A 19,868-nucleotide genomic window follows, 5' to 3' on the forward strand; every position below is an offset into this window, starting at 1 on the left:
CATGTAAACATAAGGGCTGCCTTGCTGAAAGAAGACATAATCAACGATCAGAAACTAAAGTAAAAAAGTGATCCGTATAGGATCTCTTTTTTACGATTTCATCGCCTGAACAATAAGAGCAGTCAAAGCTTTTGCCCCTTTAGGAACCAAGTGAACACCATCAGGGGTAAAATATTCCGGATGCCGAAGGGCTTCTGTATGCCAGTCAACTAACGTAACATTTTGATGTGCGCTTGCCTGGTGCTGTAAAGATTCATTAACCTTGCTTTCCCATTGGCGGGGAACCCGTGTATTGACGAGATAAATATGGGCTTTTGAGAAAGATTGAAGCAGTTGTTCGATTTGGCTGTTTGTAAAGTAGCCATTGGTTCCAAGCTCAATGATGACAGCCTTGTTGGGCTGATTAAAAGACTTGTATTACTTTGCGAGTTCCAAAGCTTGAGACATTTGTCTTCCCACCTTTCCATCAATCGTCACATTTGAAAGTGACTGATGCAGGTGTGAAGAAATATCAAGCATGACGGAATCGCCTATAGCTAACACTTCTTTCGCAGTGTCTGCGGGTTCTTTCGACTGTTGAGATTGCGTGTCTTTCTTTTTATGAGTCTCTTGCCCATTATTTTTATTTTCCTTTTGTCCTTGCTTGGAGCCTGGTGTTTTTTGTTCAGGATTGTGTTTTTTATCTGCTGCAGCATCCTTTTCATCCCCAGAAGCTTGGCTGGTGTCAGCATTTGTTTCTTGTGAGCTATAGGTCCATTTGGTAGGGTGCTTTTGCTCGCCGGCTAGCCCTGACAGCCCGCCTGCAAAAATAAGTATAGCGAAAATGATGAAACCAATTGACATTTTGCTGATGACAGATGTCGTTTTCCATTCCTTGATTCTATGTATAAAAACACGGCGGAAAAATGACCTAAATCCCTGTGTCCGTATCGGCTTCTCAATAAAATGGTAGGAAAGCTCGGCAAGTATACATGTCACAATGACCTTTAGCACGATATGCCAAAAAACAGGGTTTCCGATTTCTTGAACTGGCGTGGACAGGGTAGTGCCAAAGATAAATTCCGTAAGACCTCGTTCCAAGCCACCGAAGCGGCCTCCATGAAAGCAGATTGCCTAAAAAGCTGCTCGGATGGCAAACACATGCAATAAGGATTGCGGCAGTCACGCTAATGAATAGCATTCCGCCTCTGTAAAGAAAAGGCTCGTATTCATCTGTGAAATAGACACACAACACTAAAATACAAAATGCCAAAAATTCAGTGGCGTGCAAAGTGTGCTTCAGTTTGCTTGGCAGCCTGTTGGAAGACAGCCTTTTCATCGGCCATACCAAAGCCAAGGCACATCCGATGAGAAGTTCAAACGAACGAGTGTCTGTGCCATAGTAAACGCGGCTCGGATCTCCGCCAGGTTCATACAGTACGCTCATCATCACGGCTGAACAAAGCACAAGCAATGATATCACCGCAGCCAATCTGGCGCGGCTTTTCATTATGTACATTCCAACAACTAAAAACATCGGCCATATGATATAAAATTGTTCTTCAATCGCCAGCGACCAAAGGTTTTTTAGAGGTGATGGGGAACCGAAACTATCAAAATATGATAGCTTGTGAAAAATAAACCACCAATTGCTCATATAAAAGAGAGAAGAGATCGCATCTCCACGTACAGTGTGTAATAGTTCTCGATCAAACAATACGACCCACACAACAGTGGAAAAGATCATAAGGTAAGCCGCTGGCATAAGCCGCCGAATGCGGCGCACCCAAAAATCCCGAAAATCAAGATTGATATCATTTCCATATGCCGGTAATAGAATAGATGTAATCAAATATCCGGATAAAACAAAAAAGATATCAACTCCGATAAAACCACCGTTAGCCCAATTGAAATTTAGGTGATAAGCGATAACTGACAGGACGGCGAAAGCCCGAAGGCCATCAAGTCCAGGAATGTATCGATGATGCTGTGTCTTGTGATACATGGGTATTCCTCCAATAGTATGCAAATATTCTCGTTGTTTTTGGTAGCGAGGTTACGACCTCGAATAGAGAAGAGAGAAAACATCCATAATCTTAGATGGATGTTTTTATTTTATCGAATATAACGTTCTCCCACGAGCAAGTTTGAAATGACGCCGGTTGGAATTGTAAACTCTGTAACGCCCATATAGCCGGGGGCGACTTCATATTCGTCAAATGAGATCACAAGTTTATGGTCTTCAGTAATGTAAAACGTCTGATCAGGAAGAATCGTTTTGAACGGTTCTGCATCTTCGTCAGTGAGCCAATATATTTTATTTGGATCTTCCTTCATTTGCTGTTTCATTTGTTCTTTGATGTTTTGACTGATGACTTTGATATAGCGCTCATCTTTGAATAAGCTTTTTAATGTAAGTAAAATATCATTCTTTTTGTCAATTGTAATATAACGGCTTTGTGTGTAGGAAGATGCTTGTGTTGTTTCAATATTGCGCCGGATAGAGAGTAAATCTGGCGTGTCTGTGACCGTCTCGTAATCACTGTAGATGCTGAGATGCCCTTTTTTGTTTTTGGATGTGGACTGTATAAACTCTTTATACAGCTGCTGGCTTTCTTTCAAGTATTTCTGGTTAATGCTGTTTTCAAGCTCTTTATTAGAAAGCCCGGACAAAGCAGGTGTTTTGACATCAATGCTTGATTGGTCTTTTTCCTCTTTGATTTCAATAAAGGTGATCGCTTTGACGATTTTGCCGATGACAGGGATCTTGGACATAGCCTGAGCGGCGTCCGGGTTGATATTAACAAGCGCAGTGAATAAAATAGCTGCAGCGATTGCTGCTGATGTCGGCCACATGACGATTCTTTTCTTTTTTGGTTCTTGCTGAAGGGCTTTTTCAACAATGATATCCAATTCTTTAGGAATCTGAACATTTTTATATTCTTCTCTTAATTGCTGTAATCTCTTATCCATTAAGAAAGATCCTCCTTCGTCAATTGAATGCGCATCAGCTTCAATGCTCTGTATAGGCGCGTTTTGACGGTATTCGTGTTTTCTCCTGTAATTTCCGCAATTTCTTCTAATTTGAGGTCTTCAAAAAAACGTAAAATAATAATGGTTTTATAGCGGTACGGCAATTCGTCAAGCGCTTCATGGAGATCAGTATCCTTGTAATGGTCTTCCTTTCCTTTGCTTAAAAATTCTATCGTTTCGTCGTCCATCACTCTTATCTTTTTTTGTTTGCGCAAAAAATCAATGGCTGTCCGTACTAAAATTTTATAAAACCAGCTTTTTATCGTCCCAGGGTTCCTGACCGTTTCAACTGAGCTCAGCGCTTTTTTTATAGATTCCTGAACAATATCTAATGCGTCATCTTGATTTTTCACATAACTGAAAGCCAACCTGTAGAAATCTTGCTTATGGTCAGTTATGCATGTGACAAGCAACGCTTTTGTTGTTTGTTTTTTCTTCATTGCAATAAAGGGCTCCTTTTTGAATATACGTATATCGTAGGCTGTTACCTAGGATAGACGCGGCAGGCTGAAAAATAGTTTGCGCAGAATCACATTTTTTTAAAAGAGAGAAGTAAATCAGCATGGGGGGTTTATGCATAAAAAAACAAGGCTTGTTTTGTACAAGCCTTGTTTTTGGGGTAAGAGATGCCAAACATTATTCCAAATAATGTTTCTTGAAATCTGAGTGAATAGAAAATTTACGGCGCAACTGGATGAGATTTTTCCCGAAGCTCTCTTCTAATAGCTCTCTATGCTTTTTCAGAATTTCCATGAGGTACAGATCATGAATGATCACTTCAGTAATAGGCATGACTAAACCTACATGCATCGTCCATGCAGCACGGCTGTCGTTGCCAAGTGAGACAATGCCCGCTACTACTTCTGAATCGTCTCCGCTATAGACAAGCCACCGTCCGTCATACTCTTCTGTAATTTCACTGCTCATATCATGAAGGTAAACATTGGCAAAATCAGATACGATGTCTCCGTACGCAATAATGGTGACAATAACGCCTTGATCTGCCGCATGTTTGAGCTCTGATTCTATCTCCTCAAAATCCTCTTTCCATATTTCTAAGAGGATTCTTTTTTTGGCGGATAAGATACAAGCCTTCACCTTTTCAAGAATTTCACTGCGGCCGGTGATATTCCAGATGTTTTCCCGGTCATTAGCAGTCTGCTCGAACTTTTCAAAATATTTCTCAGCCTGATCAAAATGCTCTTCCGCTTTGAGCCGGCGGTTTTTAATCAGTTCTTTTGCGGGGACTGGAACATACTGAGGCGTATTTCCATGACTGACAAAAACATCTCCCCTTATGACAAGGCTTTCCAATACTTCATAAATTTTAGAACGGGGAACTCCGGATTTTTTGGCAACGGCATAGCCTGTTAAAGGTGATTCTTGCAATAATGCCAAATACGCTTTCGATTCATATTCTGTAAAATTGAGGTTTTTTAAAATGTCTAACATATTTTCTTTCATATATCCTCCAATATAAAGAGCAATCGCTGCCTTAGTAATCGCTATTTTAACAAACCATATTGATTTATTCCAAACACATTGATACACTTTTTATAAGTAGTTACTTTTGTAGTCACTATATGATTAAGGGGATTTTTTAAAGGGGGAGAGAACAATGCACAGCTTACTCGCATACATACCGATCGCTGCCATGATGGTTATCATACCGGGGGCAGATACGATGCTTGTGATGAAAAATACGCTTAGGTATGGCCCGAAAGCCGGCCGTTATAACATTCTCGGATTGGCAACAGGACTTTCCTTTTGGACGGTGATTGCCATTTTAGGATTATCAGTGGTGATCGCAAAGTCAGTGATTCTTTTCACAACGATCAAATATTTGGGAGCGGCATACTTAATTTATTTAGGTGTAAAAAGTTTTTTTGCTAAAAGTATGTTTTCGTTAGATGACATGCAATCCCAAGCAAAAAATATGGCAAGTTCTCCGAAACGTTATTATAAAACTTCCTTTATGCAGGGATCACTCAGTAACATTCTCAATCCTAAAACTGTTTTGGTGTATGTTACAATCATGCCCCAATTTATCAATTTGAACGGAAATATAAACCAGCAGCTTATCATTTTAGCTTCAATCCTAACCTTATTAGCGGTGTTGTGGTTTCTGTTTCTTGTTTATATTATTGATTATGCAAAAAAATGGATGAAAAACTCGAAGTTCCAGAAAGTGTTTCAAAAAATTACCGGAATAATATTAGTAGGTTTCGGCATCAAAACTGGTTTGAGTTAACACTTAAATGAAGTGAATGAAATTTGAAACCAAAGTTTAATTTAGTGTTTGACACATATAAAAAGACAAGGGAGTGAGTATCCCTTGTCTTTTTTTTATTTCACCTTATGTCCTCTGCGGGTTTGCACCTTATACAAAATAATCAATAAAACAAACCAGACCGGGGTGACAAACAAAGCAATACGTGTATCATTCGCCAGTGCCAATATGACAAGAATGAACGCGAGAAATGCAAGTGTTAAATAGTTGGATAATGGGTAAAAAGGCATTTTGAATTTGTTTGCTTTCGCTTCATGCTGTCTTGTTTTTCGATATTTCAAATGGCAAATCACCGTGATGCCCCAAATAAAAATGAAGCATATTGTAGAAACACTTGTAATCAGTGTAAAGACTTGCTCGGGCATTAAATAATTCAGACTAACGCCAATCAGAATGGCGACGGATGAAAAGAACAGCGCATTGCTTGGCACGTTAGAAGAAGTTAATTTCTTTAATAGTCCAGGTGCGTGATGATCCTTTGCAAGTGAATAGACCATTCGGCTTGTGCTGAATAAAGCGCTATTTGCAGCTGACGCGGCTGATGTTAATACAACAAAATTGATCAAACTGGCAGCCACAACGATGCCTACTGCAGAGAAGACCTGAACAAATGGGCTTTCGTTTGGATTCAACACATTCCAAGGATAGATACACATAATCACGAAAAGTGCGCCAACATAAAAAAGTAAAATCCGGACAGGGATTTGATTGATGGCTTTAGGGATCACTTTTTGGGGATTTTCTGTTTCACCTGCTGTCAATCCAACAAGTTCAATACCCACGAAAGCGAAGACGACCATTTGGAACGATAGGATAAACCCATGCCATCCATTTGGGAACATGCCGCCGTGGCTCCAAAGGTTGGTGAGGCTGGCAGGGCCGGAAGCTGCGGAAAAACCTTTCGCAATCAGGAAAATACCAGTTACGATCAGAGCCAGTATGGCAATGACTTTGATCAATGCAAACCAAAATTCTAATTCTCCGAAAAGTTTAACGGTGGCAAGGTTCATGATCAGCAGGATAATAAGCGCAAGAAGACCCGGCAGCCATTGAGGCACATCGGGAAGCCAATATTGCGTATAAATGCCGACCGCCGTTAAATCAGCCATCGCGAGGGAAATCCAACAGAACCAGTAGGTCCACCCAGTGATAAATGCTGCCATGTTTCCTAAATAGTCCCTTACAAAATCAACAAAAGAGTGGTATCCCGCATTTGATAAGAGCAGTTCTCCGAGCGAACGCATAATGAAAAAGCAAAATACGCCGGTGATCAAGTAAGCAAATAAAATGGATGGTCCTGCAAAATGGATGGATTTACCTGAACCTAAAAATAAACCTGTACCGATTGCACCTCCAATCGCCATTAATTGTATATGCCTGTTTTTAAGGCCTCTAGACAATTTCTGTTGCTGGCCAAAATTGTCTTTGCTAGAATTGCCTATCAATTTTATTTTCCTCCAGTAATAAAAAGATGAGTAAAGTTTTATCGGATATTATAACATTTAAAAGAATAGATACTTTTATTTTTAAATTTTAAAACTATTTTAAGTGCTGTTACATGTCTTGTGGCTCTATTTTCACTCGTGATTCTACCTGAATAGCAGAGTAAAACAGGAAAGTCATTTGGACAATCTGACAGGCTAGTTTTAATCGGTAACGATTTGTATAATTGCATACCCACTATGTTTGAGGCCTACAGGGGGGATCAAATCGAGAGAATCGGAGATAAAGTTTTTAAGCTTACAGATTCCTTAACTTTGCAAAAATGACGAAGTTTTGCAAATTGTAATACTGTGGCGGTCACATAGAGTGCCCGTCTTTTTAGTTGTGAGCGAACTTAAGGGGTTATATTTGGGTAATTTGTCATGATCTATAAGATTCATTTTTTGTCATTGATGATTTTGACATCATTACATTCCCCGAGAATGATAAACTGTTTACTGATTATTACTTTTGAAGGGGACTGGCCCTCGAGAACTGAGCATCTATCATACTAATATGAGATGCAAATGATTCAACATGTAAACATATACGCATAAAAGCCAGTTTTGTCAATCTGCTATAGAGACCTTTTTAAACGTGTATCAGCAGATAATCTCAACGCGGACTATAAAGTTTCGAAATATTCTTGTTAATGGCTTATCTAATAAGGACAAAGGATGATAGACGTGAGAAGAATAGATAAAATATACCATCAGCTCAAGCATAATTTTCATGATTCAACCTTAGATCATCTTTTAAAAATACAAGGGAATTCAGCAAAGGAGATTGCCGAGCAGCTGAAAATGGAGCGGTCCAATGTCAGCTTTGAATTGAACAATCTCGTCCGGTCCAAAAAGGTCATCAAAATTAAAACGTTTCCTGTAAGATACATCCCAGTCGAGATAGCAGAAAAATTATTCAACAAGAAATGGGATACAGAGATGATGGAAGTGAAAGACCTTCAGGCGTTTTCCGGAAATTCAAAGCAAAATCATCAACACATTTCCACGAATCCCCTAGAGCTTATGATAGGGGCAAAAGGGAGTTTGAAGAAAGCGATCTCCCAGGCAAAAGCAGCTGTCTTTTATCCGCCGACCGGTCTGCATATGCTCCTCCTAGGGCCGACTGGTTCCGGTAAATCCCTTTTTGCGAACCGAATTTACCAGTTTGCCATTTACTCTGACATATTGAAGGCCGGCGCACCATTTATTACATTTAACTGTGCAGACTACTACAACAACCCTCAATTATTGCTTTCTCAATTATTCGGACACAAAAAAGGTTCATTTACAGGTGCTGCCGAGGATAAGGCGGGTTTAGTCGAACAGGCCAATGGGGGCATTCTTTTTATGGATGAAATCCACCGTCTCCCTCCCGAGGGACAAGAAATGCTGTTTTATTTTATTGACAGCGGTTCTTATAACAGGCTTGGAGAATCTGAACATAAACGAACATCGAACGTATTGTTTATTTGTGCGACTACAGAAAATCCGAGTTCTGCACTATTGAAAACGTTTTTGCGAAGAATCCCAATGACCATTCATATTCCTTCGCTTGAAGAACGATCGCTTAAAGAAAGAGTGGATCTGACGACGTTTTTATTAGGGAAAGAAGCAGAGCGAATTAAGAAGAATCTGAGTGTGCATATCGATGTCTATAATGCGCTTATTCACTCTGCGAAATTTGGGAATGTCGGACAGCTGAAATCAAATGTCCAGTTAGTTTGCGCACACGGATTTTTGCATAACCTTGACAGAAATGAAGTTATTGAACTGACTGTTCGCGATCTGCCTGATGAAATCAAGCAAGAATGGATGTCCAGCAGCAAAAACATGCAAAGAAGCAAAGCCATTTCTGAATATGTCAATATTACAACGATTATCTCTCCGATTGTAGAAGATGAAACAACAAAAATTGACGAAGACCTCTCATTTAACTTATATCATTTGATTGAGGAAAAAGTGAAAACGCTTATGAAAGAAGGTTTATCCAAAAAGGATATTAACCAATACATCTTGACTGATGTCCATTTGCATGTCAGAAGTTTTTTTCATCATCAAGCTTTTCAAAAAGACAGCCTGCTGACATTCGTTGAAGATGACGTGATTCAAATGACAAAACAGTTAAAAGAAATAGCTGAACATGAGCTGGATTGCACATTTGACCGCAAGTTTATTTATTTCTTGAGTATGCATATTGACGCATTTTTAAAGCGAGGAAAGCAAATTGATGTTTTAAATACACAGGAGACGGATGAAATTCGTGATACCCATGTGAAAGAATATCGGGTGGCGATGATTTTTAAAGATAAAATTCAGGAATATTTTAAAGTGGCTATTCCTGAAATAGAAGTCATCTACTTAACGATGTTAATCCATTCCATCAAATCGTTAAAGGAGAACAAAAGAGTCGGTATCATCGTGGCTGCTCATGGAAACAGCACGGCGAGTTCAATGGTTGAAGTCGCGACAGAACTGCTAGGGAGCACGCCGATTGCAGCAGTCGATATGCCGCTTTCTGTTTCACCTTCGGACATTCTTGAATGCGTAGCAGAAAAAATGAAACAGGTTGATGAAGGTGAAGGTGTTTTAATGCTGGTAGACATGGGGTCGCTTGCAATGCTGGAAAGCAGGCTGGAGGAAAAGACAGGCATTTCCATTAAAACGATCAGCAATGTTACGACTTCAATGGTGCTGGATGCTGTCAGAAAGGTCAACTATTTGAATTTAAATTTGCATGCGATCTATCAATCGGTCACGAAGGATTTTATCGAGTTGTGGGAGCGTCAGCCAGCGGCATCCGGCAAAAAGAAGGCATTGGTATCCATCTGCACGACGGGTAGCGGAACGGCCAAAAAGCTGGAAGACATTCTAACCACGATCGTAAACAAGGCCTCCGATACCCCGATTCACATATTGACCGTATCATCGATTAAGCTGGCCAACAGCATAAAAGAAATCGAAAAAGAGTATGAAATCCTTGCGACAGTCGGAACGAAAGACCCTAAAATCAATGCTCCGCATGTATCTTTAGAAGTGTTAATTGAAGGGGAGGGAGAGAAGCTGATTCAACAGGCGATTACAAAAGGAAGCATCCCCTTGAGCAATGGATTGAACGAAGCAAATATGATTGTCAGGGAGCTTTGCGAGGATAGCCTGAAAAAATACCTTGTCTTCTTGAATCCCCACCATGTGATCGACATGTTATTGGAGTGGCTGCAAACCGTTCAAGATGAGCTGGGGGTCATTTTCAATAATGCGGTTTTGATCAAAGTCATTATGCACACGGCTTTCGCCTTTGAAAGGGTAATTAAGCAGAATCCGATCGCTTTCTCAGAGGAAGAAGAGATCAATGATCAGCTGAAGGAAATGGTGTACGTGACAGAGCGAACATTAGCCCCTTATGAAGAAAAGCTCGGACTTCGCATAAGTGATGATGAAAAATTATTTATAGCCGCCATATTTGCTGAAGAAGTGCATGGCCAGCTGTTTTAAAAACAGTTTTTTCATATGAACCTGTATTAAATGGAACACCATTTTAATACAGGTTTATTTTTTTCGTTTTAAGTGTTTCAACAACAAATTGCTATTGGCTGAAATAACAATGAAAACGCTTAACACAACTGTGTTGGCACGATCCTTGCATTATATATGGATGTACAAAACAGGAAAGGAGCAATAGATATGATTTCAGTTATTATCAGCGGTCATGGAGATTTTCCCATAGCATTAAAAGAGTCTTCAGGGATGATATTCGGTGAAGAAAATAACCTGATTGCAGTGCCGTTTTTTAAAGGGGAAGGAATACAAACGCTGCAAGAAAAATATCATCAGGCGCTCAAGGATATCCCGGAAGAACATGAAGTGCTTTTTTTAGTCGATATTTTTGGAGGGACGCCATATAACGCGGCAGCTTCCTTTATTGCTGAGGATCAAAGAATGGATATGGCAGCCGGCGTAAACCTGCCGATTCTGCTGGAGGTATTAAGCCTGAGAGAACATCTGGCTCTCAAAGATTTGCTGAACAACTTAAAAGCAATGAGTCAGCAAAGCTTTCAAGTGTGCAGTGAACATTTAGAAAAAGTAAAAACAGCCAATCAAGATACAAGAGAGGATGAATTATGATGAACATTGTGTTAGCAAGAATTGATGACCGCTTTATTCACGGCCAAATCCTGACAAGGTGGATAAAAGTCCATGCAGCCGACCGAATCATCGTTGTCTCCGACGATATTGCTCAGGACGAAATGAGAAAAACGCTGATCCTTTCTGTTGCGCCTTCAAATGTAAAGGCGAGTGCCGTCTCGGTTTCTAAAATGGCAAAAGCATTTCATAGTCCGCGCTACGAAGGGGTAACGGCAATGCTCTTGTTTGAAAATCCGTCCGATATTGTATCTCTTATAGAAGCAGGTGTACCGATCAAAACCGTAAACGTCGGGGGAATGCGTTTTGAAAATCATCGCAGGCAAATCACAAAATCAGTCAGTGTCACAGAACAAGATATAAAGGCATTTGAAACATTAAGTGACAAGGGCGTGAAACTGGAATTGAGGCAGCTGCCTTCAGATGCCAGTGAGGATTTTGTACAGATTTTACGGAACGTAACAAAATAATCAAGGGGATGAGAATATGTCTTCATTACAAATTATTTTGTTGTTAATCATTGCAGCAATCACCGGAATCGCAAGTGTATTGGATGAAGGGCAGACACACCGGCCGCTAGTGGCCTGTACGTTGGTTGGCTTGGTGCTCGGGGACTTAAAAACGGGAATTATTCTTGGAGGCACACTGGAGCTGATGGCGCTCGGCTGGATGAACGTCGGGCTTGCCATGGCACCTGATACAGCGATCGCCTCTGTCATCTCAACCATTTTAGTTATTACCGCTGATCAAGGAATTGGCGAAGGGATTGCTGTCGCTGTTGCTTTAGCAGCTGCGGGTCAGGCGCTGACGATTTTTGTTCGGACGATCACTGTCTTTTTCATCCACCGCGCTGATCAATATGCAAAAGCGGGAAATATAAAAGGAATTGAAATTATGCATATTACCGCGATGGTGTTTCAAGCTTTGCGCGTCATGATTCCTACATTGATTGTTGCTTTAATTAGTGTCAGCGCTGTTCAGGCGTTCCTGGGAAATATTCCTGATGTCATTACAAAAGGACTGCAAATAGGCGGAGGCATTATTGTGGTTGTCGGGTATGCCATGGTGATCAATATGATGAATATTCCTTATTTAAAGCCATTTTTCTATATTGGTTTCTTATTAGCGGCGTTTACCGATTTTAACTTAGTGGGATTTGGAGCCCTTGGTCTCTGTCTGGCGCTTTTATACCAGCAGGTGATGCAAAAACAAAGCGCTCACGGAGCAGTCGCGGCCGCATCAGACAGTGGCAGTGTTGCTGTTTATGATGACGATGATGATGATCTTGATGCCTAAACGATGAGGGGGAAGAAAAAATGGAGAAAGAAAAACGATTAACGAAGAAAGAAATTTTCAGCATGTTTATTCGTTCAAATTTTTTACTCGGTTCCTTTAACTTCGAACGTGTGCAGGCAATGGGATATTGTTATGTCATGATACCGGCGATCAAAAAATTGTACGGTCCCGGAGCGAAAAGAAACGAAGCCTTACAGCGGCATTTGGAATGGTTTAATACACATCCGTGGCTGACAGCGCCTATATTTGGCGTGACGGCAGCCATGGAAGAAGAAATGGCGAACAATAAAGGAATTGACGGAAAAGCGATAAGCGGAATGAAAATCGGTTTGATGGGACCAATAGCGGGCGTAGGCGATCCAATTTTTTGGGGAACGATTCGTCCTGTCTTAGCTGCGCTAGGAGCCTCCCTTGCTTTAGGAGGAAACATTGCCGGTCCTTTGCTATTCTTTTTCTTGCTGAATGCCATAAGATTAAGCACAAAATATTACGGATTAAAGTATGGCTATGTGAAAGGAATGGAGATTCTTCAGGATTTAGCGGGGAATCGCATTCAAAAGCTTACAGAGGGCGCTTCGATTCTCGGGTTATTTGTTATGGGGGCTCTCGTGTCCAAATGGACCACCATCAACATTCCAATCGTTGTATCCAGGATTAAGGATGAAAGCGGAAAAGTAGATGTTCAAACGGTACAAAACGTGCTAGATAGCATTATGCCGGGGGCGCTGCCTCTCGGATTAACGTTATTGGTGGCATGGATGCTTCGCAAAGGGGTGAATCCACTTCTCATTATTTGCGGCATCTTTGTCATCGGGATTCTCGGGTATTGGGCTGGATTCTTAGCATAAGGTGTGTGAAGGAAAGAGAGAGAAACTGCAGCAGTCTTTTCATATATAAATCATTCGGATAACAGTGAAACAGAGGAGAATTGCCAGAAACGGACCAGCTTGCGCAGCAGTCTCTCTTGAAAGTGTTCAAACATGAAGAGAGGAGCGAAGGAACAAATGAAAAAGAGACTGATTCAAGTCATGATCATGTTCACCCTGCTGTTGACTATGGCATTTTCGGCAGATGCAGCCGATTCAAGCTACTATGATGAGGATTACCGTCCTCAATATCACTTCACACCGGAGGCAAACTGGATGAATGACCCAAACGGAATGGTATATTATGCTGGGGAATATCACTTGTTCTATCAATACCATCCATACGGGCTTCAGTGGGGGCCCATGCATTGGGGGCATGCCGTCAGCAAAGATTTGGTTACATGGGAACACCTTCCTGTTGCGCTGTATCCGGATGAAAAAGGCACGATCTTTTCTGGAAGCGCAGTTGTAGATAAAAATAACACAAGCGGTTTTCAAACAGGCAAAGAGAAGCCGCTTGTGGCCATTTATACACAGGATCGGGAAGGCCATCAAGTGCAAAGTATTGCCTATAGCAACGACAAAGGAAGAACATGGACGAAGTACGCTGGCAACCCTGTCATTCCAAACCCGGGTAAAAAAGATTTTCGCGATCCAAAAGTCTTTTGGTATGAGAAAGAAAAAAAGTGGGTGATGGTGCTTGCGGCCGGTGACCGAATCCTCATTTATACATCAAAAAATCTGAAGCAGTGGACGTATGCAAGTGAATTTGGACAGGATCAAGGAAGCCACGGGGGAGTATGGGAATGCCCGGATTTATTTGAGCTTCCGGTAGACGGCAATCCGAATCAAAAGAAATGGGTCATGCAGGTCAGTGTCGGAAACGGAGCGGTCTCGGGAGGATCAGGCATGCAATATTTTGTAGGGGACTTTGATGGAACTCATTTTAAAAATGAAAACCCGCCAAACAAAGTTCTCTGGACGGATTACGGCAGAGACTTTTATGCGGCTGTATCCTGGTCTGATATTCCATCCACAGACAGCCGCCGGCTATGGTTAGGGTGGATGAGCAATTGGCAATATGCGAATGATGTTCCGACATCCCCATGGAGAAGTGCAACGTCCATTCCAAGAGAGTTAAAATTGAAAGCGTTTACCGAAGGGGTTAGAGTGGTCCAAACACCGGTGAAAGAGCTGGAAACCATTCGCGGAACCTCTAAGAAGTGGAAGAATCTGACCATATCGCCTGCAAGTCATAATGTGTTAGCGGGGCAATCTGGAGATGCCTATGAAATAAATGCAGAATTTAAAGTAAGCCCTGGTTCAGCTGCTGAATTTGGTTTTAAGGTCCGAACAGGTGAAAATCAATTTACGAAGGTCGGCTATGACCGAAGGAACGCCAAATTGTTCGTTGACCGGAGCGAGTCAGGCAACGACACCTTTAATCCGGCCTTTAACACCGGAAAAGAAACAGCCCCGTTGAAGCCGGTAAATGGGAAGGTTAAGTTGCGCATTTTTGTTGACCGCTCCTCGGTTGAAGTATTTGGGAATGACGGAAAGCAGGTCATAACGGATATTATTCTCCCAGACCGATCAAGCAAAGGGCTTGAATTATATGCTGCAAATGGCGGTGTAAAGGTAAAATCTTTAACGATACACCCTTTAAAAAAGGTATGGGGAACGACACCTTTTATGTCCAATATGACTGGCTGGACGACTGTAAATGGCACGTGGGCAGACACAATTGAGGGGAAACAAGGGAGGTCGGACGGCGATTCCTTTATCTTGTCTTCAGCATCCGGGTCAGACTTCACTTATGAATCTGATATCACCATTAAGGATGGAAACGGAAGAGGGGCAGGAGCACTAATGTTTCGCTCTGACAAAGATGCCAAAAACGGTTACCTTGCCAATGTGGATGCGAAGCATGACCTAGTGAAATTCTTTAAATTTGAGAACGGTGCTGCTTCTGTCATTGCTGAATACAAAGCACCGATAGACGTTAATAAAAAGTATCATCTGAAAACAGAGGCCGAGGGCGATCGCTTTAAAATCTATTTAGATGATCGTCTTGTGATTGATGCACATGATTCCGTATTTTCAGAAGGCCAATTTGGCTTGAATGTGTGGGACGCGACTGCTGTCTTTCAGAATGTAACGAAGGAGTCTTAATTTTAAAAAAGGCACAGACCCGAACAGTCTGTGCCTTCTTGTTATTTTAACAAGTTTAAAGATTCGCGGTTAAATGCTTCCAAATCATCAGGTGTTCTGCTTGTGACAATGTTGTGGCTGACGACTACTTCTGCATCTTTGTAGTTTGCACCGGCATTGATTAAATCTTTGCGGATGCTGCGGTAGCCTGTGATATCTTTGCCTTTTAGAAGATCCGTATCAATCAGTACTTGCGGGCCGTGGCAAATTGCGAAAACAGGTTTTTTGTTTTCGACAAATGCTTTTGCGAATTCACCCGGACGGTCATCTGCACGAAGCAAATCCGGAGAGAATCCCCCAGGAATTAAAAGTGCATCAAAGTCACTTGCATCCACATCAGAGATGGCTTTGTCAATCTTTACTTTCTCGCCATGCTTACCGGTAACTTCTTTGCCGGCTTCCAAATCGATAGCCACAACACTGTAGCCAGCTTCTTCGTATGCTTTTACCGGACTTGTATATTCGATGTCTTCGAATTGGTCTGTAACAAGAACTGCAATTTTTTTGCTCATAAAAAACCCTCCTAATAACTCTCTATTCATAGAATAACAGGAAGATTGACCGGCCTTCAAAATATTTGCTTAAAGAGATCATTTTTCGTGAGTTTCAATAAAAGCGGCAGCCCATATAAGGACTAACCTATTACAATGTGGAAATATCAATCACAAATCGATAACGGACATCGCTTCGGAGGATACGTTCGTATGCCTCGTCCACTTGGTCAGCTCCGATGACTTCGATTTTAGGTTCGATGCCATGCTCAGCTGCGAAATCCAGCATCTCTTGAGTTTCTTGAATTCCGCCGACTAGAGAACCTGCAATGCTGCGGCGCCCCATGATTAGGGAAAACACACTGTATGTGTCCGGCTTGGCAGGAGCTCCAACGTTTACAAGTGTCCCGTCTATACGAAGCATTGATAAATAGGCATCTACATCGAGATTTGCCGATACCGTATTTAAGATCACGTCAAAACGCCCGGCCAATGCAGTGAATGTGGCTGGGTCACTTGTTGCAAAGTAATGATTTGCACCGAGTTCCAGAGCTTCCTCTTTCTTATTCATGGAACGGCTCAGGACGGTTACTTCTGCACCCATCGCATGTGCAAATTGAATTGCCAAATGTCCAAGGCCACCTACGCCTACAATCGCAACCTTTTTACCAGGGCCAACATTCCAGTGTTTCAGCGGGGAATACGTTGTGATACCTGCACACAACAGCGGACTGGCAACATCCATTTCCAAACGATCTGGTATGCGAACAACAAATCTGTCAGTGACAACGATTTTTTGGCTGTACCCGCCATAAGTGGGGTTTCCGTCGTAGTCTACTGAGTTATACGTTTGAACAACACCCTTCGTGCAGAATTGTTCCTCTGCGTTGAGACAGTATTCGCATTCTCCGCAAGAGTCAACAAAACAGCCGACACCAACGCGGTCCCCGACAGCCAACTTGGTGACTTTTGTTCCAACGGCTGTTACAACACCGGCTATTTCATGTCCAGGCACCATTGGGAAGATGCCACCGCCCCATTCATCAAAAGCGCTATGAATGTCTGAATGGCAAATGCCGCTGAATTTAATATCGATTAAGACATCGTGCGGCCGTAATCCTCTTCGCTCAATCGTCGTTTGTTCAAATTTGGCTTTTGCATGTGACACGCTTAATACACGGGTTTGATGTTGATTACACATACGAACCTATCCTTTCTTCATCATAAGTGTTGTAAATAAAAACATGCACTTATTTATGTTTTATGGTGTCTTCAACATAACGATAAACCTTAAAGTCTGCTTTAAGGCAAGGGTTTTTTAAAAAAACCATTTAAAATGAACCTGATTTATAAGCTGAGAAACAGTCAGTAATTAATGCAGAAACTGTAATCATGCTGCGATCCCGGGATGAAAGTTCTTCTTCTCTTGCCCAAATGTCACCGAATAGAACATCATCATGAAGTTCAGCAAACTTTGGCGCAAATTCTCCTAATTGTTCTCTTCCGGCAGTGTGTTTATTTGCCATTCAGCAATCCCTCCAACTACACTGTTTTTAGTGCATGGAGAAGTATAGAGTTTAAAGTGTGCTTTAAGGCAAGTCCCGAATATATAAACCCAGATTCAGCAGCTAACCACTTGTTTTGAGCTTGACTTAAAGTTAACTTTAAGTGTTACCTTCACAACATACAGGATAGAGAGGTGAAGATCATGAATATTGCTCAGGTGGCAAAGCAGTTTGGCCTGACAGCCGCAACACTCCGATATTACGAACGTGTAGGATTAATCCCGCCTGTAAAACGAAAAGACAGCGGCATTCGCGACTATGATGAAGAAGATATCAAATGGATTGAATTCATTAAATGCATGCGAAATGCGGGACTATCGATAGAAGCGCTAATTGAATATACAACATTATTTACCGAAGGTGACCGTACGGTAGAAGCTCGAAAAAATATCCTGGCTGACGAACGACAGCGGCTGATAGAGAAGCGGAAAGAAATTGATGAAACAATTAAGAGATTAGACACAAAAATTAAAGATTATGATGGGAAATTGCGTGAAAATGAGGCAAAGCTCAAAAGCAGGCCTAAAACGGAAAGTCTTCACGGATCAGTGGAGCAAAGAAGGTAGCATTCTTTGCGTGTGAAGAGGGCAGGTCAAAAACGAAGGATTTTGTTTCTGGCCTGTTTTCTCCATCAAGAGATCGCATAAAAAGAGGTGGTTACGATTCCTTATTTGGATTGGAGAATTTGCAAACATTATCGGAGATCAGATGGAGAAAAGCGGTTAATCTATTTACGGTCATAGGACCCGAACAAACAGTGCTCATTTTGAAGCTGAGGAACAGTTGTGGCCAATCAATACTGTTCCTCAGCAAATCAGTCATTGTATGTTAAAGGGTTGGCAATTGAATGGCTGTATCAATATTTTTTAAATTCAGCTTGACTTGTTCGTCAGGGTTCCAAGGATGGTACCAGCCTTTTTCCATCATATAGCTTGAGAGTTGTTCGTGCATATCGAGTGCTTCTTCCAAATGGCGGATAAGGACCTCTTTTACTTCAGGCGTTCCGGCTTCAGTGGCTGCCATCGCATAATTTCTGACTCCGTTCTTTGCTGAAATTAATAAGTCCATAGCAATGATTTGGTCTGTTAGAACATTCATGCCAGTCAGATATTCTATGATAGGATTCATGATTTATTCATCTCCTCATTCTTGCTTTGCATTAGATAAAATAGAGGCAAATTCCTGCAACTGGCGTGTGGTGATATCAACATCTTGCTGCATGATTTCTTTCAGCTTCGGATCAGATACCAGTGCTTTCATTGTTTTAGATTTCGTCAAACAAAGTGTCTTAAATGCAGTCATTTCCTGAACCTCAAGCACTTCGTGTAAGGCGTATTCCATTTCTGTAACCTCCGTTTTTTAAGGCTTTAACACAACTTTGATACAATCATCCATTTTTGAATCAAAAATGTCATAGCCATGCTTGGCTTCACTAAGCGGCAGGACATGGCTGACAACATCTCCCGGATCAATTTTGCCTGTCGATACTAGTTCAAACATGTACGGCATATAGTGGATCACTGGAGCCTGTCCAGAGCGTATATTGACGTTTCGCTGCATAATATCTCCTAACGGAAAACCGTTATATCTGCCTCCATACACACCTGTAATTTGTATGGTTCCTCCTTTGCGAACAGCTTGGGAAGCAATGACCAATGCACTCATCGTTCCGCCATGAAGCTTTAAGCCGCTGGCAAGGAACTCGAGATCGCTCATTTTACCATCCATCCCAACAGCGTCAATGACTACATCCGCTCCGCCTTTCGTGATTTCCTTTAAATAATTCCCTGTATTCTCATGGTCTTCAAAATTAACGATTTCTACTTTGTTTGTACGTTTCGCATGCTGTAAGCGATAGTTTACATAGTCAACTGCTATGACGCGTTTTGCGCCTTTTAGCCAACAAAACTTTTGAGCAAACAGGCCGACTGGTCCGCAGCCGAGAACGATAACTGTATCGCCTTTTTTTACGCCGGCATTATCCACACTCCAAAAGCCGGTGGTCATGGCATCGGCAATCACGCTTAATTTCTCATCGGGTTCCTCACAAGATTCAGGGATTTTAAAATGGGTAAAATTCGCAAACGGCACTCTTAAATATTCAGCTTGCCCGCCTGGATAACCGCCAGTTTGCCCTGAATAGCCGAAATAAGCACCCATTTCCCCATTGTCATTAGACTGATCACATTGGCTTTCCAGCTGGTTTTTACAAAAAAAGCATTCCCCGCATGCTATATTAAAGGGAATAATTACCCGATCTCCCTTTTTTAGTTTAGTCACCCCAGAACCAACTTCTTCGACGATTCCCATCGGTTCATGGCCGATGACATAGTCTTCTTGCATATTCGGAATGAATCCATGGATTAAATGTAAATCTGATCCGCAAATGGCTGTACTGGTGACTTTGATAATCATGTCATCGGATTTTTCAATCTTTGGATCGGGGACATCTTTGACAACAACATTTTTAATGCCTTGATACGTTACTGCCTTCATGCTGTAAAACCTCCAGT

Annotated in this window: 19 protein-coding genes and 2 pseudogenes; 9 read left to right on the forward strand and 12 right to left on the reverse strand. The window is 41.6% G+C overall.

Annotated features, from left to right (window positions below; translation table 11 throughout):
- Positions 1–90 precede the first annotated feature (90 nt).
- The 4 genes and pseudogenes from oatA to MKY10_RS08110 all read right to left on the reverse strand — a co-directional run bounded on the left by oatA (position 91) and on the right by MKY10_RS08110 (position 4,476).
- Positions 91–1,984: pseudogene (gene oatA, locus MKY10_RS08095) on the reverse strand (peptidoglycan O-acetyltransferase OatA).
- Between the two features lie 110 nt (positions 1,985–2,094).
- The gene (gene rsiV, locus MKY10_RS08100) at positions 2,095–2,952 is read right to left on the reverse strand and encodes an anti-sigma-V factor RsiV (RefSeq protein ID WP_003229823.1); all 858 of its coding nucleotides are present in this window, start codon (positions 2,950–2,952) and stop codon (positions 2,095–2,097) included.
- Positions 2,952–3,452, reverse strand: a complete 501-nt coding sequence (sigV, locus tag MKY10_RS08105; RefSeq protein ID WP_015251591.1) for an RNA polymerase sigma factor SigV — start codon at positions 3,450–3,452, stop codon at positions 2,952–2,954. Before sigV ends, rsiV begins: the two co-directional genes overlap by 1 nt.
- A 196-nt stretch (positions 3,453–3,648) precedes the next feature.
- Positions 3,649–4,476, reverse strand: a complete 828-nt coding sequence (locus MKY10_RS08110; RefSeq protein WP_015251592.1) for a TrmB family transcriptional regulator — start codon at positions 4,474–4,476, stop codon at positions 3,649–3,651.
- Positions 4,477–4,630: 154 nt separating this feature from the next.
- Here MKY10_RS08110 and MKY10_RS08115 point away from each other — a divergent pair, with 154 nt between their 5' ends.
- Positions 4,631–5,263, forward strand: a complete 633-nt coding sequence (locus MKY10_RS08115; protein WP_003229828.1) for a LysE family transporter — start codon at positions 4,631–4,633, stop codon at positions 5,261–5,263.
- 95 nt (positions 5,264–5,358) lie between these two features.
- On the opposite strand, the gene MKY10_RS08120 is transcribed toward MKY10_RS08115, so the two are convergent.
- Together MKY10_RS08120 and MKY10_RS08125 are read right to left on the reverse strand one after the other, a co-directional pair.
- Positions 5,359–6,747, reverse strand: coding sequence for an amino acid permease (locus tag MKY10_RS08120; protein WP_015251593.1), 1,389 nt, complete (start codon positions 6,745–6,747; stop codon positions 5,359–5,361).
- Positions 6,748–6,785: 38 nt separating this feature from the next.
- A pseudogene (locus MKY10_RS08125) lies at positions 6,786–6,925 on the reverse strand (hypothetical protein).
- Between the two features lie 545 nt (positions 6,926–7,470).
- On the opposite strand from MKY10_RS08125, the gene levR reads away from it, so the two are divergent.
- The 7 genes from levR to sacC all read left to right on the forward strand — a co-directional run bounded on the left by levR (position 7,471) and on the right by sacC (position 15,260).
- A complete protein-coding gene (levR, locus tag MKY10_RS08130) occupies positions 7,471–10,278 on the forward strand; it encodes a transcriptional regulator LevR (protein ID WP_061891043.1) in 2,808 nt (935 codons plus the stop codon).
- Positions 10,279–10,467: 189 nt separating this feature from the next.
- Entirely contained in the window at positions 10,468–10,908 is a 441-nt protein-coding gene (levD, locus tag MKY10_RS08135) for a PTS fructose transporter subunit IIA (RefSeq protein ID WP_003246144.1), read from the forward strand.
- Positions 10,908–11,396, forward strand: coding sequence for a PTS fructose transporter subunit IIB (gene levE, locus MKY10_RS08140; RefSeq protein ID WP_004399158.1), 489 nt, complete (start codon positions 10,908–10,910; stop codon positions 11,394–11,396). The genes levD and levE overlap by 1 nt, the downstream gene beginning before the upstream one ends.
- Before the next feature lie 16 nt (positions 11,397–11,412).
- Positions 11,413–12,222: a PTS fructose transporter subunit IIC gene (gene levF / locus MKY10_RS08145; RefSeq protein ID WP_003229833.1), complete on the forward strand. Its 810-nt coding sequence runs from the start codon at positions 11,413–11,415 to the stop codon at positions 12,220–12,222.
- 20 nt (positions 12,223–12,242) lie between these two features.
- Entirely contained in the window at positions 12,243–13,070 is an 828-nt protein-coding gene (gene levG, locus MKY10_RS08150; RefSeq protein WP_003229834.1) for a PTS fructose transporter subunit IID, read from the forward strand.
- Between the two features lie 80 nt (positions 13,071–13,150).
- Positions 13,151–13,318, forward strand: coding sequence for a hypothetical protein (locus MKY10_RS08155; protein WP_119123072.1), 168 nt, complete (start codon positions 13,151–13,153; stop codon positions 13,316–13,318).
- Positions 13,251–15,260 (forward strand): levanase, encoded by a 2,010-nt coding sequence (gene sacC / locus MKY10_RS08160; RefSeq protein ID WP_236833399.1) that lies wholly within the window; start codon positions 13,251–13,253, stop codon positions 15,258–15,260. Before MKY10_RS08155 ends, sacC begins: the two co-directional genes overlap by 68 nt.
- Positions 15,261–15,301: 41 nt before the next feature.
- On the opposite strand, the gene yraA is transcribed toward sacC, so the two are convergent.
- The 3 genes from yraA to MKY10_RS08175 form a co-directional block, all read right to left on the reverse strand.
- On the reverse strand, positions 15,302–15,811 hold the full coding sequence (gene yraA, locus MKY10_RS08165) for a cysteine protease YraA (RefSeq protein WP_003229836.1): 510 nt from the start codon (positions 15,809–15,811) through the stop codon (positions 15,302–15,304).
- Positions 15,812–15,941: 130 nt separating this feature from the next.
- Entirely contained in the window at positions 15,942–16,991 is a 1,050-nt protein-coding gene (gene adhA, locus MKY10_RS08170) for a formaldehyde dehydrogenase AdhA (protein ID WP_019712532.1), read from the reverse strand.
- A 130-nt stretch (positions 16,992–17,121) separates the two neighbouring features.
- On the reverse strand, positions 17,122–17,316 hold the full coding sequence (locus MKY10_RS08175) for a carboxymuconolactone decarboxylase (protein ID WP_003229839.1): 195 nt from the start codon (positions 17,314–17,316) through the stop codon (positions 17,122–17,124).
- 182 nt (positions 17,317–17,498) lie between these two features.
- Here MKY10_RS08175 and adhR point away from each other — a divergent pair, with 182 nt between their 5' ends.
- Positions 17,499–17,921: an aldehyde stress transcriptional regulator AdhR gene (gene adhR, locus MKY10_RS08180; protein WP_004398725.1), complete on the forward strand. Its 423-nt coding sequence runs from the start codon at positions 17,499–17,501 to the stop codon at positions 17,919–17,921.
- Between the two features lie 262 nt (positions 17,922–18,183).
- Here the strand turns inward: adhR and MKY10_RS08185 are convergent, their stop codons facing one another.
- From MKY10_RS08185 to MKY10_RS08195, 3 genes are read right to left on the reverse strand one after another with little or no spacing between them, the layout of a single operon-like run.
- Positions 18,184–18,483 carry a spore coat protein gene (locus MKY10_RS08185; protein ID WP_003246006.1) on the reverse strand — a complete coding sequence of 100 codons (300 nt, stop codon included), beginning with the start codon at positions 18,481–18,483 and terminating at the stop codon, positions 18,184–18,186.
- Positions 18,484–18,498: 15 nt separating this feature from the next.
- Positions 18,499–18,696, reverse strand: coding sequence for a hypothetical protein (locus MKY10_RS08190; RefSeq protein ID WP_003229842.1), 198 nt, complete (start codon positions 18,694–18,696; stop codon positions 18,499–18,501).
- An 18-nt stretch (positions 18,697–18,714) separates the two neighbouring features.
- Positions 18,715–19,851 carry a zinc-dependent alcohol dehydrogenase gene (locus tag MKY10_RS08195; RefSeq protein ID WP_003229843.1) on the reverse strand — a complete coding sequence of 379 codons (1,137 nt, stop codon included), beginning with the start codon at positions 19,849–19,851 and terminating at the stop codon, positions 18,715–18,717.
- Positions 19,852–19,868: the final 17 nt, after the last annotated feature.

It is taken from the genome of Bacillus sp. FSL P4-0290 (genome assembly GCF_037975435.1).
Taxonomy (GTDB): domain Bacteria; phylum Bacillota; class Bacilli; order Bacillales; family Bacillaceae; genus Bacillus; species Bacillus subtilis.

Bases quoted from the DNA above. Each gene is read 5' to 3' on its own strand.
- MKY10_RS08185 (WP_003246006.1), bottom strand. From the start codon at position 18,483: ATGAATCCTATCATAGAATATCTGACTGGCATGAATGTTCTAACAGAC.
- levE (WP_004399158.1), top strand. From the start codon at position 10,908: ATGAACATTGTGTTAGCAAGAATTGATGACCGCTTTATTCACGGCCAA.
- sacC (WP_236833399.1), top strand. From the start codon at position 13,251: ATGATCATGTTCACCCTGCTGTTGACTATGGCATTTTCGGCAGATGCA.
- MKY10_RS08195 (WP_003229843.1), bottom strand. From the start codon at position 19,851: ATGAAGGCAGTAACGTATCAAGGCATTAAAAATGTTGTTGTCAAAGAT.
- levD (WP_003246144.1), top strand. From the start codon at position 10,468: ATGATTTCAGTTATTATCAGCGGTCATGGAGATTTTCCCATAGCATTA.
- yraA (WP_003229836.1), bottom strand. From the start codon at position 15,811: ATGAGCAAAAAAATTGCAGTTCTTGTTACAGACCAATTCGAAGACATC.
- MKY10_RS08110 (WP_015251592.1), bottom strand. From the start codon at position 4,476: ATGAAAGAAAATATGTTAGACATTTTAAAAAACCTCAATTTTACAGAA.
- levF (WP_003229833.1), top strand. From the start codon at position 11,413: ATGTCTTCATTACAAATTATTTTGTTGTTAATCATTGCAGCAATCACC.
- adhA (WP_019712532.1), bottom strand. From the start codon at position 16,991: ATGTGTAATCAACATCAAACCCGTGTATTAAGCGTGTCACATGCAAAA.
- MKY10_RS08175 (WP_003229839.1), bottom strand. From the start codon at position 17,316: ATGGCAAATAAACACACTGCCGGAAGAGAACAATTAGGAGAATTTGCG.
- MKY10_RS08115 (WP_003229828.1), top strand. From the start codon at position 4,631: ATGCACAGCTTACTCGCATACATACCGATCGCTGCCATGATGGTTATC.
- rsiV (WP_003229823.1), bottom strand. From the start codon at position 2,952: ATGGATAAGAGATTACAGCAATTAAGAGAAGAATATAAAAATGTTCAG.
- sigV (WP_015251591.1), bottom strand. From the start codon at position 3,452: ATGAAGAAAAAACAAACAACAAAAGCGTTGCTTGTCACATGCATAACT.
- levG (WP_003229834.1), top strand. From the start codon at position 12,243: ATGGAGAAAGAAAAACGATTAACGAAGAAAGAAATTTTCAGCATGTTT.
- adhR (WP_004398725.1), top strand. From the start codon at position 17,499: ATGAATATTGCTCAGGTGGCAAAGCAGTTTGGCCTGACAGCCGCAACA.
- MKY10_RS08190 (WP_003229842.1), bottom strand. From the start codon at position 18,696: ATGGAATACGCCTTACACGAAGTGCTTGAGGTTCAGGAAATGACTGCA.